This is a genomic window from Halococcus saccharolyticus DSM 5350 (assembly GCF_000336915.1).
Taxonomy (GTDB): domain Archaea; phylum Halobacteriota; class Halobacteria; order Halobacteriales; family Halococcaceae; genus Halococcus; species Halococcus saccharolyticus.
Window position 1 is genome coordinate 159,386 of sequence record NZ_AOMD01000015.1, and the last position, 15,343, is coordinate 174,728.

Here is a 15,343-nt window from a genome sequence, read left to right on the forward strand (position 1 = left end):
ATCGGTGCGAGCGACTGGTGGACCGTTTTCGGCGGCGATTCGTGGGGCTGGCGTGATCGATCGGGGACCGGTCCGCGATCACTCTTGGAGAAAGTATTTAACCGTTGTGGCCGATCCCTCAGGTAGGAGCTGCCGTCGGATGAGCTATCTCGATCGACTCAGGCGACGCGTGGGCGAGGCCGACCGCAACGACGCGGAGTACGAGTGCACTGGCTGTGGAGCGGGATTCGACAGACGCCGGCAGGTGTGTCCGGAGTGCGGGGGCTACTCGATCAGGCGACGTGAGTGGAGCCCAGCATCGGTCCGGTGAGCCCGGCTACGGGAGCGTTCGATCACTCCCACCAGTCACTTCTGCGTTCTTCGTCGCTTGTCGACGCTCGGAGCGGTGGCGGGTACGCCGCCCCGTCGCCGGGTTCGAAGCCGAATCCGAGCGCGAGGTGGCGCGCGACGTGCCATCCGGTTGCGTCGGTGTCGACGTCGGAGAGGGCGATGTCGACACGGGTGTAGCGTTCGATCGCACTGTCGCCGTCGGGATCGGTACCGTAGACCGAGCCACATGATCCCGAGCCGTCCCCGCAGGGCGGACCGTCCTGGAAGTAGATCACCACGTCGGCGTTCTCGAACGACGAGACGCGTTCGAAAGAGACGTTGTCGGGAACTCGACCCGCCGCGCCGCGGTCGTAGTAGTCGAGCGCGTGGTCGATCTGCTCGCGGACTGCGGCACGCTCGTCGGCCGGGACGGCGTCGAGATCGGCGAACACCGCGAGCGTCGGGTCGGCCCACGGGAGCGTGCGCTCGCTCGCGTTGGGCTCGGGCAGCATCGTGAGCGACGCCCGCGATCGCATCAGTTGGGTCGGTTCGTCGCTGTGATCCAGCCCGAGCGTGTGGCCGAGTTCGTGTTTGAGCACCTGGACGGTCGATTCGTTCGAGAGATCGTCGAGGATGCGAACGTCGACCGTGTCGGCGGCCTGGGGCGGACTGGTGATCCGTGGTGCACAGCCCGCGGCCGTTTCGACCTCGCCACAACGGTCGAGCGATCGCTGGAACGTCACCCGGAGGTCGGGATCGGTCGCGTTCGGCGCGAGTGTGAAGTTTACCTCGAAGTCGAGATAGCGCTCGTCGTTGCGTTCCCAGTACGAAAGCGCCTCGCGCACTAGGGGGTCGAAGGCTCGATCGGTCTCGCCCGGATCGACCGCGACGGTCAGTTCGTCGTCGGGGTAGGGGTTGTCGGGATCGCCCGCGTAGCCGGCGAGTTCGTCGGGGAGCGCGCCGCCTGCGCAGCCGGCGAGAACCACGAGACACACCACCGCGAGCGCGCGGGCGATCCCGGCCATCATCGGGAGGTGGAGCGACGCGGGTATCATGTTTGCGGCGTGGTTGCGGCTGCGGTGCGGGCCTGGCGGATCGAGGGCGAGGCGCGCGAGCGAAGCGAGCGCGATTCACCGTGAACGAGCGACTGTAGGGAGCGAGTGAGCGGGCGTTTTTAGTCCAGGTTTTTGCGGGGAGGGATACCCGCAGCGCGCCATGGGCGCGCGAGGATACCCCTCTTCGTAAAACGCTCTTGTGAAGCACATTGTTGGTAACGACCGAGTTGCTCGAGTGGGGTTCCCTGAATGGGTGAACGAGGTAGCGAAACTAGCGAATCAATCGCCTTCTGATTCGCTCTTCAAAGAACGAAACTGTCCGATAGCGCTCCACCAACAATCTCCTTCAGAAGAGCGTCGTAAAAAGTGGCTGGGGAGGAGTAAGCCCCCTTCTGTTCGTCCCGGCATTCGGCTGAGCGTCCGCATCCCTGCCGGGCTACCGTGCGGCTCGCGCCGCGTGGTGCGGACTTGCACCGGTGAGGATTCGCCGTTCCATCGATCCCTGCTCTTCGTTCCTCAGTGGGGTCTCCCTCGCCTCGCGGCTCGGTTCGCGCGCTCGCGGACTGGCTCGCGGGCGATGCCCGCTCGCTCGTTCCGGGGCGCGATGCGCCCCGTGCCGCTCGCGCCGAGGAGGCGGCTTCGCCGCCTCCCGCACTTCACAGGTCCGAGCAGGACGTGTCGTTGCTGTTCCAGTGCCGACGGTCTCCCGTCCCGGGGTTTCCCCGGTCACCTGCCCGGCGGTGGGGGGACTTTCCTCGCGTGCGCGCCTGCCGGCGCGCCGCGGTGGCCAGGCTCTCCCTGCCGATCGACGCTACGCTGCCGATCGATAAAGATGGTTCGAAAATCAGGACAACACGTCGAATCCAACAACGTCGGCGTCCTCGCGGGCACGGTCGATTGCTGCATCGAGATCGAAGTCTCGCACTACCTCGCCGTCGCGAATCAGCGGTTCCAACAGCGCATCGCCGTCCGCTGGATCCTCACGGTCGGCGAGTGCGACTTCGTGGCCACCTTCGGGAGTGCGATAGACCTGTTTCTTCCCTGAGAGCTTGCCCCGCTTTGCGGCGGGCTCGCCGTCGACCGCGACGATGTCGAGCGCGAAGTCGACTGGGTCAGCGTTCGAGACGTAGCCACCGACACCGAAGCCGGCGGCGACGTCGCGGAGTTCCCGGAGATCGGCGGGACCGAGGCCGCCGCTCACGAACAGGTCGACGTCCGCGCGGCCACGGGCGTCGAGTTCCCAGCGCACCTCCCGCAGGATGTGGCGGATGTCGCCCCGTCGCGAACTCGTGGTGTCGATCCGGACGCTGTCGAGGCGATCGCCGAGTGCGTCGGCCGCGCGGAGCACTTCGTCGACCTCGTCGGAGTAGGTGTCACACAGTGCGATCCGTGGTACGTCCGCGGCGACAGCGTCGTCGAACGCCCGCCATGCGTTCTCTTGGTTGCCCTCGCCGAAGCAGATCACGAGCGCGTGCGGCATCGTCCCGCTGGCATCCCGACCGAGCAGCTCGCCGGCGGCCACGTGGGAGAACCCGTCGAACCCGCCGAGCAGCGCGCTGCGTTCGACCACTGCCGCGATCGATGGATGGACGTGGCGAGCCCCAAAGCTCACGACCATCGACTCCGGGGCTGCCCGGCGCGCGCGGAGCGCGTTGGTCGCCATCCCCGACGCCTGGGAGAGAAATCCGAGGAGTGCAGTTTCGAACCGAGCGAATTCGAGGTACGGCCCCTCGATGCGCATGACGGGACCGCCGTCGAACAGCTGGCCCTCGGAGAGAGCGTCGACATCGACGCCCCGACCTACGAACAGTTGTGCGGCGTCCTCGATCCCAGCGAAGGCCTCGAACGCGCCCGTGGGGAACTGATCGGCCGTCACCTCGGCCGTGACGTGTGGGTTCCGGTCGGCGTGTTCGAGGGTCTCGACCGTGCGCTCGAAGTAGGCGTCGGTCGCCCCACCCTCGCGGATGGTCTCGGGCGGAACGATGTCGAAGGCGGCCATGGACGACCAATCCGGCGGCCGGGCAAAAGCGTAGTGTTGCGAAGGGATGGTGAGGCCCCACTCGAGATCCGTAGGGCTAAGTACGGATGGTGGATGCAACGGGTAGGAGGGGCCTACCATCCTCACGATCGAGTTCGAGACCGAACCAACCGGGACGCTCGCGAAGCTCGCGCCCGCGATCGGTACCGACGGGAGCATCGAACTCGACAACGCGTTCTACGTTGAGGACGGGACGTGGCTCGAATCGCTGACGCTGGCCGCAACATCGCCGATCGATCTCGACGCCGAGATCGATGCGATCCCCGGCGTGTCGCTGTTTCACAGCGAGGCGATGCCGACCGGGCCGACCGGTATCGACCACCGTCGCGCCATCGTGTTCGCGAACGAACCGTACCCGTTCCTCCTCGAACTCGTGTTGCGCCACCGGGCGATCCCCAACCGTGTCGTGCTCCAGAACGGCACGGCGACGGTGATCGCCACGGTCGGCGAGTGGGACGACTTCCGCTCGATCGCCGACGACGTCGAGGCAAAACTCGGTCGGTTCGACGTGATTCGGGTCAACGAAACCGACCGCCCGGGCGAGCCCCTGGATAGCGGCCGGCTGGCTGACGTCCTGCTCTCGAAGCTCACCGACGACCAGCTCAACGTGCTCGAAACCGCCTACTCGATGGGATATTTCGCCGTTCCCCGCGACGCTTCGGCCCAGACGGTCGCCGACGAACTCGGGATCCAGCAGTCGACGTTCAGCGAGCGCATCCGGACCGCCGAACGGGCGTTCCTCGAACTGGTCTTTTCTCCTCGATGAGCGGTCGCTGGCTGGTCGGTGTGGATCGGACGGCTCGATCCCCCTGATCGACGATCATACTTAAAGAACGATGATGTTCACCGCCGTTCGTGAACATCGACTTGGAGATACCCCCGCTACGAGTGGCCATGGCAGATGATGGCAGACGAACCGATTCGCCGACCACGACCCGCCGAGAGTGGCTTGGGGCGGTCGCCGCGGGAGCCGCACTCGGAACGGCCGGGTGCCTCAATGGGGGCTCCGGCAGATCGGACCGCGAGACACGCGTCCCGTCGGGTGTTTCCGCGACGGTCGAGACCAAGTACTGGCACGACTGGCCGACCATCGAGGCCGACGCGCCGCCGATGGAGTACACCGCGCGTGCGGGGGCTGCGCTCGATCCCGTCACCCTCGAGTTCTCGACGGAGGACGACCCGTGGATGCGCGAACACGCGTTCACGGTCCAGCGTGCGTTCACCGATCTCGGGGTACCCACGACGCTGAACAACCGCCCGCTGAACCAGCTCTACGCACAGAGCTGGACCACGGCCGGACTCGAAAACATGGTCTCGATGAGCACTCACGGGCCGGACCCCCAGCGCGGGCTCGATCCCAATCCGCTGATGATGCGCCGTCACAAGTCGAGCCCGTCGAACTACGACAACTACTGGCACCCGACGCTCAACGAGATTCTCGACGAACAACGCCGCCTGACGGGCGACCGCGAGGCCCGAAAGCGCCTCGTCGACCGGGCGCAGCAGATCTTCGCCCAGGACGTCGGCGCGCTCATCTCGCTGTTCCCGGACGTCATCACGGCCGCCAACGAGCGGAAGTGGGACGGGTACGTATCGACGCCGGGCAACGGGCCGACCGGCGACGCGTTCCAGTGGTCGGAAGTCAACCTCCAGCCTGCGGCCGGCGATCGGTCGTTCGTGAAGGGGACGACTATCTCGATGAACTCGCTCAACCTGCCGTGGGCGGCCGGCGGTGCGGAGTCAAAGCGGCTCACCTACATCTACGACGGACTGTTCGACGCGTCGCCACAGCTCGACGTGATCCCCGCGCTCGCGACGAGCGCGGAGTTCGTCGACGACACCACTGTCGAGATGTCGCTCCGGAAGGGCGTCATGTGGCACGACGGGAAACCGTTCACCGCCGAGGACGTGAAGTTCACCGTCGATTTCTACTCCCAGAACTCCTCGACGAGCCAGGCACCCTTTTACGAACCGATCGATTCCATCGAAGTACTCGACGACCACGCGGTACGGTTCAGTCTCAAACGGCCGGATGCGGCGTTTCTAACCCAGCGGGTGGTCCGGAGCGCGATCATTCCGAAACACCGCTGGGAGGACGTCGACAGCCCGACCCAGTACAGCCCCGCGAACCCGATCGGCACCGGCCCCTTCGAGTTCGAGAGCTGGTCTCAGAGCAGCAAGTTCGTCGTGAGTCGCAGCGACGGCCACTGGATGTGGGACGACGAGTGGCGCGCCGAGCATCTCGGCGACGCCGCGGCCGCCGGACCGGGGATCGACCGCGTAATCTGGGTCAACGTCGGGAACATCAACGCACTGATCGGCGGGATTCAAAGCGGCGACATCGACGCGATCGCCGGTCGGCTGTCGAGTCAGCAGGCCGAACGCGCCGCACGGCCCGCCGGCGTCGAGAAGATGGTCGCGGACAACTTCGCACCGCTGGATACGAAACTCATGTTCTCCGCCCCGCTGATCCGCGACAAGGAGTTTCGAGTCGCGCTCGCGAAGGCCGTCGACAAAAAGGGGTTCGTGAAGCAGGTCCTCCAGGGCCGCGCGACCGTTCCGCCGGGCGAGAACTTCATTTCGGACATCATGCAGTGGCACAACCCCGACACTCACGACTACACGTACGACGTCGAGGCGGCACGATCGATCCTCGAACGCGCCGGCTACACGTGGGACGACAACGGCAACCTCCAGTTCCCGAACGGGCCCGCGTGGGGCGCGTTCGTCGAACGGGTACAGAACGGCAACTGCCACCGGCGGCGGGCCGCCCTCGACCAACGGAACTTCGCCACCGATGACTGAGAACGCATTCACTGGAGACGTCACCGTCGGCGGCTCCGCACACGACGCGATCACCACCGAACAGTACCGTTTCGTCGAACGTTCCGGTGCCGTCGAACGGCACCGACTCGTCGAACCGTATCCGACGATCATCGCCTGCGAGGAGGTGGGCGCGTGAGCGAGTTCCAGCGATTCCTCGCCAAGCGGATCGGGATTTCGGTGGTGCTCACGCTGGTCGCCGTCTCGGTGATCTTCTTTACGCTCCGGTTGCTGCCGGGCAGTCCGTTCACGCAGCTGGTGGCGTCGGGCAACCTCACCGACCAGCAGATTCAGGAGATCATGCAGCTCTACGGGCTGAACAGGCCGCTCGGCGAGCAGTATCTCGCCTACCTCCGGAACCTGCTCACATTCCAGTTCGGCTTCTCGATCCGCCAGAGTCGGCCGGTCTGGGCCATCCTCGGGCCGAAGCTGCTCAACACGCTGGTGTTGCTCGTCCCGGCGCTGGTCTGTACTGCCTTCTTGAGTACGGCGCTCGGGATGGTCGCGGGCTGGAATCGCGGCTCGTGGCTCGAAACCGGCAGCATCGTTGCGACCACGTTCTTCCGGTCGACGCCGGTGTTCATCACCGCGCTCGGGTTCATCATCGTGTTCGCGTACACCTTCGATCTCGTGCCGGCGTTCGGGATGCGCGACATCACCGTCACCCCGAGCGGGATCGGGGCGTACTTCTCGCTCGATTTCCTCCATCACTACCTCCTCCCCTTTACTGTGGCGGTGCTCTACTACAGCGGCGACTTCTTGCTGCTCGCCCGCAACGGCATCGTCGAGCGGAAAGGCTCGGCGTTTCTCAAACTCCATCGCGCGAAGGGGCTCTCGGAGACCGAACAGCTCTGGCGTGCCGGCCGGAACTCGCTGCTGCCCGTGCTGACCTACTTCGCGCTCCGGCTCGGGATGGTGTTCCAGGGTCTCATCCTGCTCGAAGTGGTGTTCGGCTGGCCCGGGATCGGCCGCCAGCTCGTCACCTCGATCGCCCAGCAGGACTATCCCGTGGTGCAGGCCGCGGTGTTCCTGATGGCGCTCGCGGTCATCGTGATGAACCTCGTGGCCGACGTGCTCTCGGCGTACTTCGATCCCACGGTTTCGATGGGAGGTGGGAGCTGATGTCCGTCGAGTTCTCGCGGCCGACCGGCGACTGGCTGCGGACGAAAGTCGGTCAGGCCCGCGACCAGCTCCGGTTCATCGCCGAGGACCGCCCGGCGCTCGTGAGCATGGTGATCCTCGCGGGCTTTCTGTTTCTCGGCGTGTTCGGCCCGGTGATCGCTCCCCACGACCCGATTCGCTACAGCGTGCTCTCGGCGGAAGGGGTCATCATGCGGCTGCATCCGCCGACGCTTGCGGCCCCGTTCGGCACCACCGCCTACGGCAAGGACGTGCTGAGCCAGTTCCTTGCCGGAGCCCAGCCGACCCTGATCGTGGGGTTGTTCGGCGGGGTGGCGACCGGCGGGATCGGCTTCCTCGTCGGGCTGGTCAGCGGCTACTACGGCGGCTGGGTCGACGAGGTCCTGATGCGGCTCACCGACCTCACGTTCTCGCTGCCGTTCATGCCGATGGCGCTGCTGTTGCTCACCTTCATCCAGCCCAACATCTGGATCATCACGCTGATCGTCGCGGCGTTCCTCTGGAAGATGCCGGCCCGCGTCGTGCGTTCGGAGGTGCTTTCGGTCCGCGAGCGGACGTTCGTGAAGTCAGCCCGTGCGAGCGGCGCGAGTGACCTCCGGACGATGTTCGTCCACGTCGCACCGAACGTCCTGCCGATCGGGTTCCTCTACACGGCATACGGCGTCGCGTGGTCGATCGCGGCCCAGGCCAGCCTCGCGTTCCTCGGCTTTGGCGATCCCACGACGACGAGCTGGGGCCGGATGCTCAGGCAGCTGTTCGCCTCCGGAAGCATCCGGGTCGCGTGGTGGTGGGTGCTCCCGCCCGCACTCGGAATCGCCGCGGTCACGACATCGGTGTTCCTCGTCGGTCGTGCCTACGAGGAAGTCATCAACCCCGAGATCAACAACCAATGAGTCTGCTCGAAGTCGAAGATTTGACGGTCACGTACGGTACCGACGACGGTCGCGTTCACGCCGTCAACGGCATCTCCTTCGCGATCGAGGAGGGGATCAACTACGGCCTCGCCGGCGAGAGCGGGTCCGGGAAATCCACTGCCGCCGAGGCCGTCCTCGGCCTGCTGCCCGGCAACGGCCGGATCGACGCCGGGACGGTGCGGTTCAAGGGTGAGGACCTCCTGGAGCTGTCCACCGACGAGCGCCAGGACGTCCTCTGGGAGGAGATCGCGTACATCCCCCAGAGCGCGATGGACGCGCTCGATCCGTCGATGAGCTGTGGCGCGCAGATCCGCCAGGCGATCGACAAACACCGAAACGTCTCGACCACGAACGCGCGCGATCGGGTGCGCGAACTGTTCGAGATGGTCGGTCTCGATCCCGACCGGGCCGCCGACTACCCCCACGAGTTCTCCGGCGGGATGCGCCAGCGCGTCACCATCGCGATGGCGCTCGCGCTCGAACCCGACCTGATCGTGGCCGACGAGCCCACCACGGGCCTCGACGTCATCGTTCAGGACAAGATCGTCGACACCATCCTCGACATCCAGGAGCGCATCGACAGTTCGCTCCTGCTCATCACCCATGAGATCGGTGTCATCGCCGAGACCTGCGAGGAGCTCTCCCTGCTCTACGGCGGGAAGGTGATGGAACAGGGCAGCGTCGACAACGTCCTTCTGAACCCCACCAACCCGTACACGATGGGGCTGAAGAACTCCTTCCCCGAGGTCGACGAGCTCGGCGACGATCCGGTGGCGATCCCGGGCTCGCCGCCCGACCTCGGTCAGCCGCCCGAGGGCTGTGCGTTCGTCGATCGGTGTCCATTCGCCACCGAGGAGTGCGAGCGCACGCACCCGCCGCTGGTCGATCTCCCGAACCGCAACCACCGCTCGGCGTGCCACCACGTCGACAGAGCCGCACGGATGCGCAATGCGGCGGACGATCCCGAGACGTGGGGGATCGAGCCCGCCGACGACGAGCACGAGCAAGGAGATACGGCGGAGATCCTGCGCGTCGACGGCCTGGAGAAGTGGTACGGCACGTCCCAGCCGCTGCTCGATCAGCTCCGCGGCGAGGACCCGCCACAGGTGAAAGCCGTCGACGGCGTTTCCTTTTCGGTGCAGCGATCGGAGATCCTCGGCGTCGCCGGCGAGAGCGGCTGCGGGAAGTCGACGCTCGGCGAGACGATCTCACTGCTCGAAGACCCGACCGGTGGCGAGATCGTCTTCGACGGGCAGACCGCCGCGGAGTACAAAAACGGCGGGATGAAGGAGTTCCGGCGGAAGCTCCAGGTCGTCTTTCAGGACCCCTTCGACTCGCTCAACCCGCGTCAAACCGTCGGTCAGCTCGTGACCGAGCCGCTGACGATCCACGGCCTCGCCGAGGGACGGCGCGAGGAAGCCGCGAGCGAGACGCTCGAACGGGTCGGACTGACACCGGCCGACGCCTTCCTCGATCAGTACCCCCACGAGCTGTCGGGCGGCCAGCGCCAGCGCGTCGCGATCGCGCGGGCACTGGTGGTCGATCCCGACTTCCTCGTCTGTGACGAGCCCGCGTCGATGCTTGACGTCTCGCTCAAGGTCAACCTCCTCACGCTGCTGCGCGACCTCGCCGACGAGGACGACATCGGGATCATCTACATCTCACACGACCTCGCGAGCCTCGCCCAGGTCACCGACCGGCTCGCGATCATGTATCTCGGCCGGGTGGTCGAACTCGGGGCGACCGACGAGGTCGTTGCGAACCCGAACCATCCCTACAGCGCGGCGCTGCTCGCGGCCTCGCCCGAAAAGGATCCCTCGGCCGACCGCGATCGCGTGCTGCTCGACGGCGAGCCGCCGGATCCGGTCGATCTCCCCACTGGCTGTGTGTTCGCCCCGCGCTGCCCGAAGGTGAGCGAGGAGTGCTGGGAGGGCGAGCCGGCACTCGACGAGGCGGGCGGCGAGGGCCACACGGCGGCGTGTTACTTCCCGGTCGAGGATGCGCTCGACGCCGATTTCGAGGCGTCCGACGCACCCTCGGAGGAATCGTTTTCGGACTGACCGAGCAGCCGGTGGTTCGGGGCTGTCCTAGCTGGCGGCCCCGTCGTGGACCGCATCGAGGTCCTCGACCGTCGGCGCGTTGACGATCGTCACGGTGTTGCCCTCCTGGCGGATCGAGAACGCGTCGGCGAACGGCGATGCCTCCCTGACCTGCCAGACGTTGCCGGCGTCACCGGTCGGCTGGCCACCCCAGTGGGCGAGTAACTGCTCGTAGCCGGCCACGAACTCGCGGGCCTCGGCCGGCGAGTCCCACGCCAGTTTCCAGACGTAGCCTGTCCGGTTTCGCTGCTGGTAGACGAACATCTTGTCACCGTCCCAGCCGTTGGTGTAGTTGAGCCCGTAGTTGAAGGGATCGGTCTGGTTGACGCCGCCGATTCCGCCGTTGAGGAACTCGCGGGGCGAGACGGTCGAAGAGCGGTTGTAGTCGTCGTAAAGGGTGTACGCGAACATCGACGTGAGTCCCGATTGGCCGAGCACGGCGTAGTCGGGTCGGCCCGGACGGTCGAGTTCGACGCGCGACCACTCGTCGGCGCTCGTCTCGCTGATCGAGACGTTCGTTGGGGCGTCCTCGCCGTACTTCTCGGGGTGGATCACCTGCTCGGTGCTCGCAGGCAAGTCGTCGTAGAGTGCGTTCACAGCCTCCCAGCCGCCTTGCTGGTGGATGGCATCGACGAAGCCCGGGCCATCGGCGTACGGGAAGAAGCTGAGGATGTACACGCCGAGGTGGAGACTGCTGCCGGCGCTCCCGCTTCCGCTGGTGCCGTTGTCAGCACTCTCCGAGTCGAAATCGAGGCAGCTCCACTCCTCACCACACCGGTCGTCGTACTGGCGCTGGACGTAGTTGGCATCGCCCTCGACGAGCCCGTTTCGGCTGTTGTACGCCTCTCGAGTCCCCGGATTGCTCGACGTGAGATCGAACTGCTGGTCCTGGAGCGCGTGCACCAGCTCGTGGGCGAGCGTCGAGCGGTTGAGTCGCGGTGTCTCGGACGACGAGACCACCACGATGGAGTCCTGCGTCGGGCTGTAGTACCCGAGGACGTTCTGACCGCGGTTCGACTGCTGGACTGCGAGCGAGTTCTCGTCCTCGCCGATCAGGAACAGTCCCTCGAACTTCGTGTTGTCGAACGTCCGAAACGCCGGTGCGGCGTCGCCGCTGACTCCGCTGCTCGGTCGCTGCTGGAACTCCTCGCGCGAGATCACCTCGACCGGCACCGTCTGGTTGAACTCGAGCTGTCGGATCCGTTCCAACCGGGCCATCGTGCGGTTGACGACCGCCCGTCGCTCGGTCACGTTGAGACCGTCCTCACCGGCGACCGGTACCGACTCGTTGTACCAGTAGCCACCCTCCCACCCGAGTACGTCCTCGGACGGATCGGCGAGGCTCCGTACCGCCTGTTGACTGCTCTCGGTGGACGAGTCGGCACCGGTCGACCCGTCGGTTTCGCTGGCCGTTCCGGCCGCGGCGTCGGTCGCCGGCGTGGTGGTCGCCTCATCGGACGTGGGTGACGCTTCCGGTGCGGTGTCGTTGCCGGCCGATCCGTTGCCGGCGGTGAAGGGCACGCTACAGCCGGCGAGAACCACGAAGACGGCGAACAACAGGGCGGCGAGCTGTCGCATATTCGGGTGACGGAGGCGACGGACAAAAAGGACCCGACCGGAGAAACTGACTTCCGGAAACCGGCCTTGCATTACGCATGGAGTTCGATCCCGACCGAACCGCCGTCGTAGTGGTCGACATGCAAAACGGGTTTTGTCATCCCGAGGGCAGCCTCTACGCTCCGGGGAGCGAGGAGGTCGTCGATCCGATCGCGGACCTGCTCGACGACGCCCGCGACGCCGGCGCGAGTGTCATCTTCACGCGGGACGTCCACCCGCCCGAGCAGTTCGAGGACACCCACTACTACGACGAGTTCGACCGCTGGGGCGAGCACGTCGTCGAGGGGTCGTGGGAGACCGAGATCGCCGATGGGCTCGACGTTTCCCCCGGGGATCACGTGGTCGAGAAACACACCTACGACGCCTTCTACGAGACCGAGCTGGAGGGGTGGCTCGACGCCCACGGGATCGACGATCTCGTGATCTGTGGGACGCTCGCCAACGTCTGCGTACTTCACACAGCCGGCAGCGCCGGCCTTCGGGATTTCCGTCCGGTGCTCGTCGACGATGCGATCGGGTATATCGAGGAGGATCACCACGAGTACGCGCTCGATCACGCCGACTGGCTGTTCGGCGAGGTCACGGAGCGCACCGACATCACGTTCGGATAGAAGAGCACTCCCGGTCGAACACCACACGTGGACGTGAATCAGCCCCGGAACAGCCGATAGGCACCCTGCCCCGTGGCGACCGGCTTCATCTCACCGTCGGGAGCCTCGCTCTCGACCGTCACCGTTGAAACACCGACGGTCGATCCCGCACGGATCACGTCGGCAGTCGCGATGAGATCGCCGCCGGCCGGTCGGAGGTAGTTCACGTTGAGGTTGATGGTCGCGACACCGTCGCTCATCGGGTCGTCGAGAGCGGGCCGGAGCGCGATCCCACCGGCAGTGTCGATCAGCGTCGCAGCGATCCCGCCGTGGATGTCCGAAGTCGCGTCGTCGTCGCCGTTCGGTCGCGTGTTCGTGAGCTTCTCGTCGAAGGGGATCGTCATCACGAGCCGATCGTGTTCCATCGATTCGACCTGTGTCCCGAGCCACGACAGGTAGCCGTGGTCGTCGATGTACGCCTGCAGGAAGGCGGCCGCGTCGTCCGTCTCGTCGATCATGGAGCCACCGCGAGCGCCAGCGGTTAGTAGCCACCGGTGCGTGAGACGTCACGGCAGGCAACAGCGTGAGGATGGAGCGGCCACAACGACCGTCGTGACCGACGATCCCGAATACGACCTCGATTTTCGCGCTCACCCTGAAAAATACGAGATCGGTCGGGGTGAGGAAGGAGTGTTCAAGATCGAACCCTACAAGAGCGAACTCCTCCCGTTGTGGGGGTACACGGACCGCGAGACCGCGGACGAGTCGGGCGAGGCCATCTACGAGCGGTATCTGGAATACCGGGCGGCTGGCGAGTTCCCGGGGATGGACATGGCGCGGAAGTACCTCCAGATGGGCTACACCCGATCGATGCGCTACGCTCGGTATCCCGGCGGCCAGAAGTACGCTGACGGCGAGGAACGCGAGCCCGAACACTGGGCCGACCACGACAAGCGCGAGGCCGCGCTCGTCTACGAGGTCTGGTGGAACCGAGTCGAGAACGACGACGAGTACCAACGGCTGGAGGCACAGCATCGAGAACGCGACTGACTCGGTATTGTCGAGAGCGACGTGACGCTGGTCAGAATCTACCTCTTATCGCGACAAACCGATGAGAAACTAGTGTGTGGTCCGGAACGCCCGCACTCACCCGAAACAACTGAGAACCGCAGGCCACACCCTCCCCAGCCGATTCGCTCGTTCGTTTCACTCACTCGCTCATCCCTCGCACGAGTCGCGCGTCTTCGACGCGCTCCCGCGCGCCAACCGTAACCGCTCAGCACCGCAGCCGCATCCGTCGTCAGTCTCAGAACAGCGCTTCGGACTCGTCGAGGATGCGTGCAGGGCCACCGACTTCCCAGACGCGGGTGTCGACGCCGCAGTCGGCCACACGCTTCTCGACGCGCTCGACGTACTCGGCGGTGGTGTTGACGTAGACGCTCGCGCCCGTGTCGGTCGAGAAGTAGACTGGAACACCCGATTCCCGGAGGTCGCGGACCGCGGCGAAGATTTCGAGGGTTGCAGGCCGCCAGTAGACCCAGCCCGCGGGGCCGGTCATTGTGGTCGCGGCGAGCGAGAGCGAGTCGTGTTCGGCGAGTTCGAAGGTGCGGTCGAAATCGCTCTCACGGAGCGCGTCGCGCATCTCCGCGAGTTGGCCGTGGACGTGGGCGAGCCGTGCCTCGAACATGTGGCTCTCGGCGGCCTCACGGTGGGCTTCTTCGGTCTCCTTGTACGCGGGCACGAGCGCCGCCACGATACGGAGATCGTCTTCGAGGTCGCTCTCGATCCGCTCGGATCGACAGTCGATGTCGTTGCGTCCCGTATGCAGATCCGAGAACCCGCCCGTGACCGCTCGCGCCGACGACGCCGACCCGCGCCGCGCGACCGTCGAAACTTCGGGCAGGGTGAGATCGAGGCCCGCCGCCGTCGTCAGGGCCATCGCCGCCGCCGCGAAGCCCGACGACGACGAGCCAAAGCCCACGTTCGTCGGGAAATCACTCTCACTCTCGAAGCGCACGGGGGCTTCGACATCTGCGAGTTCACGCACGCGCGAGACGACGCTCTCGATGCGCTCGCGGCCCCGTCCCTCCACGGTCTCGCCGTCGACGACGTACCGATCCTCGTCGAGCGACTCGTCGAACTCGACGGTGGTGGTAGTGTTGCTCGGGGCGGTGCAGACGCTGATCGAGTCGTGGTACGGCAGTCGTAGCTCTTGGTCGACCATCCCGTGGTACTTGACGAGTCCCTGAATCGGGTGGGCGCGCGCGGTGGCTTTCATACCTGCGAAGCGGCCGACACGCGAATAAACGTCCCGAAACGGTGCGCTCCACTGGTGGTGCTGCCGGTGGGACACCCCTTGCTTTTGGTTGCGGTGGCGCGCGGGAGCAGTGCGGGACCGAAGGTCCCGCAGACCGTGCGAACGGGTGCTTCGCGCCCGTGAGCAGACGCCAGAGGCGCGACTCGTGCGAGGTCTGCGCGAGCGGTGCGAGGCGCGACCGGAGGGAGCGCCTCGATGCGAATAGCGCGAGACCTTCGGTCTCGCGAACCGTTCGAGCGGGCCTTCGGCCCGCGAGAAGACGGCGAACGGAGTGAGCCGTGAGCGCAGCGAGTGCAGGCTCGTCAGAGCGAAGCTCTGACGGCGGATGACCGAGAGAGCGAACGAAGTGAGCGATCGAGGGAGTCGGTTGGGGAGGCGTGTGGACGTTGTGGTACGATAGCGGAGCGGTGGCGGTTTCTCATATACGCCGGCACTCGCGGT

14 protein-coding genes and 1 other RNA gene are annotated in these 15,343 nt (G+C 66.0%); 9 read left to right on the plus strand and 6 right to left on the minus strand.

The features are described from left to right. Positions 1 to 139 precede the first annotated feature (139 nt). Complete coding sequence (locus tag C449_RS18250) at positions 140 to 310, plus strand: hypothetical protein (RefSeq protein WP_169316460.1); 171 nt, start codon at positions 140 to 142, stop codon at positions 308 to 310. Positions 311 to 332: 22 nt separating this feature from the next. On the opposite strand, the gene C449_RS05475 is transcribed toward C449_RS18250, so the two are convergent. The 3 genes from C449_RS05475 to C449_RS05480 all read right to left on the minus strand — a co-directional run bounded on the left by C449_RS05475 (position 333) and on the right by C449_RS05480 (position 3,363). Beyond that, positions 333 to 1,364, minus strand: coding sequence for a matrixin family metalloprotease (locus C449_RS05475; RefSeq protein ID WP_241430080.1), 1,032 nt, complete (start codon positions 1,362 to 1,364; stop codon positions 333 to 335). A gap of 368 nt (positions 1,365 to 1,732) precedes the next feature. Beyond that, positions 1,733 to 2,167: RNase P RNA component (gene rnpB / locus C449_RS05690), an RNA gene on the minus strand. Positions 2,168 to 2,208: 41 nt separating this feature from the next. After that, a complete protein-coding gene (locus C449_RS05480; protein WP_006076974.1) occupies positions 2,209 to 3,363 on the minus strand; it encodes a nicotinate phosphoribosyltransferase in 1,155 nt (384 codons plus the stop codon). 118 nt (positions 3,364 to 3,481) lie between these two features. Between C449_RS05480 and C449_RS05485 the strand changes: the two genes are divergently transcribed. The 6 genes from C449_RS05485 (at position 3,482) to C449_RS05505 (ending at position 10,339) form a co-directional block, all read left to right on the plus strand. Beyond that, positions 3,482 to 4,168 (plus strand): helix-turn-helix domain-containing protein, encoded by a 687-nt coding sequence (locus C449_RS05485; RefSeq protein WP_152415659.1) that lies wholly within the window; start codon positions 3,482 to 3,484, stop codon positions 4,166 to 4,168. Between the two features lie 128 nt (positions 4,169 to 4,296). After that, positions 4,297 to 6,207: an ABC transporter substrate-binding protein gene (locus tag C449_RS05490; RefSeq protein WP_006076977.1), complete on the plus strand. Its 1,911-nt coding sequence runs from the start codon at positions 4,297 to 4,299 to the stop codon at positions 6,205 to 6,207. After that, a complete protein-coding gene (locus C449_RS18080; RefSeq protein WP_161606441.1) occupies positions 6,200 to 6,364 on the plus strand; it encodes a hypothetical protein in 165 nt (54 codons plus the stop codon). Before C449_RS05490 ends, C449_RS18080 begins: the two co-directional genes overlap by 8 nt. After that, the gene (locus tag C449_RS05495) at positions 6,361 to 7,347 is read left to right on the plus strand and encodes an ABC transporter permease (protein WP_006076978.1); all 987 of its coding nucleotides are present in this window, start codon (positions 6,361 to 6,363) and stop codon (positions 7,345 to 7,347) included. The genes C449_RS18080 and C449_RS05495 overlap by 4 nt, the downstream gene beginning before the upstream one ends. Continuing rightward, positions 7,347 to 8,258: an ABC transporter permease gene (locus tag C449_RS05500; protein ID WP_006076979.1), complete on the plus strand. Its 912-nt coding sequence runs from the start codon at positions 7,347 to 7,349 to the stop codon at positions 8,256 to 8,258. Before C449_RS05495 ends, C449_RS05500 begins: the two co-directional genes overlap by 1 nt. Next, on the plus strand, positions 8,255 to 10,339 hold the full coding sequence (locus tag C449_RS05505; protein WP_006076980.1) for a dipeptide ABC transporter ATP-binding protein: 2,085 nt from the start codon (positions 8,255 to 8,257) through the stop codon (positions 10,337 to 10,339). The genes C449_RS05500 and C449_RS05505 overlap by 4 nt, the downstream gene beginning before the upstream one ends. Before the next feature lie 27 nt (positions 10,340 to 10,366). On the opposite strand, the gene C449_RS05510 is transcribed toward C449_RS05505, so the two are convergent. After that, the gene (locus tag C449_RS05510; RefSeq protein ID WP_006076981.1) at positions 10,367 to 11,956 is read right to left on the minus strand and encodes an Hvo_1808 family surface protein; all 1,590 of its coding nucleotides are present in this window, start codon (positions 11,954 to 11,956) and stop codon (positions 10,367 to 10,369) included. Positions 11,957 to 12,033: 77 nt separating this feature from the next. On the opposite strand from C449_RS05510, the gene C449_RS05515 reads away from it, so the two are divergent. Continuing rightward, on the plus strand, positions 12,034 to 12,606 hold the full coding sequence (locus tag C449_RS05515) for a cysteine hydrolase family protein (protein WP_006076982.1): 573 nt from the start codon (positions 12,034 to 12,036) through the stop codon (positions 12,604 to 12,606). A gap of 38 nt (positions 12,607 to 12,644) precedes the next feature. Here the strand turns inward: C449_RS05515 and C449_RS05520 are convergent, their stop codons facing one another. After that, positions 12,645 to 13,103, minus strand: a complete 459-nt coding sequence (locus tag C449_RS05520) for a PaaI family thioesterase (protein ID WP_006076983.1) — start codon at positions 13,101 to 13,103, stop codon at positions 12,645 to 12,647. A 94-nt stretch (positions 13,104 to 13,197) separates the two neighbouring features. On the opposite strand from C449_RS05520, the gene C449_RS05525 reads away from it, so the two are divergent. Then, a complete protein-coding gene (locus C449_RS05525) occupies positions 13,198 to 13,635 on the plus strand; it encodes a DUF4385 domain-containing protein (RefSeq protein ID WP_006076984.1) in 438 nt (145 codons plus the stop codon). A 256-nt stretch (positions 13,636 to 13,891) separates the two neighbouring features. On the opposite strand, the gene mvaD is transcribed toward C449_RS05525, so the two are convergent. Further along, on the minus strand, positions 13,892 to 14,863 hold the full coding sequence (gene mvaD, locus C449_RS05530; RefSeq protein ID WP_006076985.1) for a phosphomevalonate decarboxylase MvaD: 972 nt from the start codon (positions 14,861 to 14,863) through the stop codon (positions 13,892 to 13,894). Between the last annotated feature and the right edge of the window lie 480 nt (positions 14,864 to 15,343).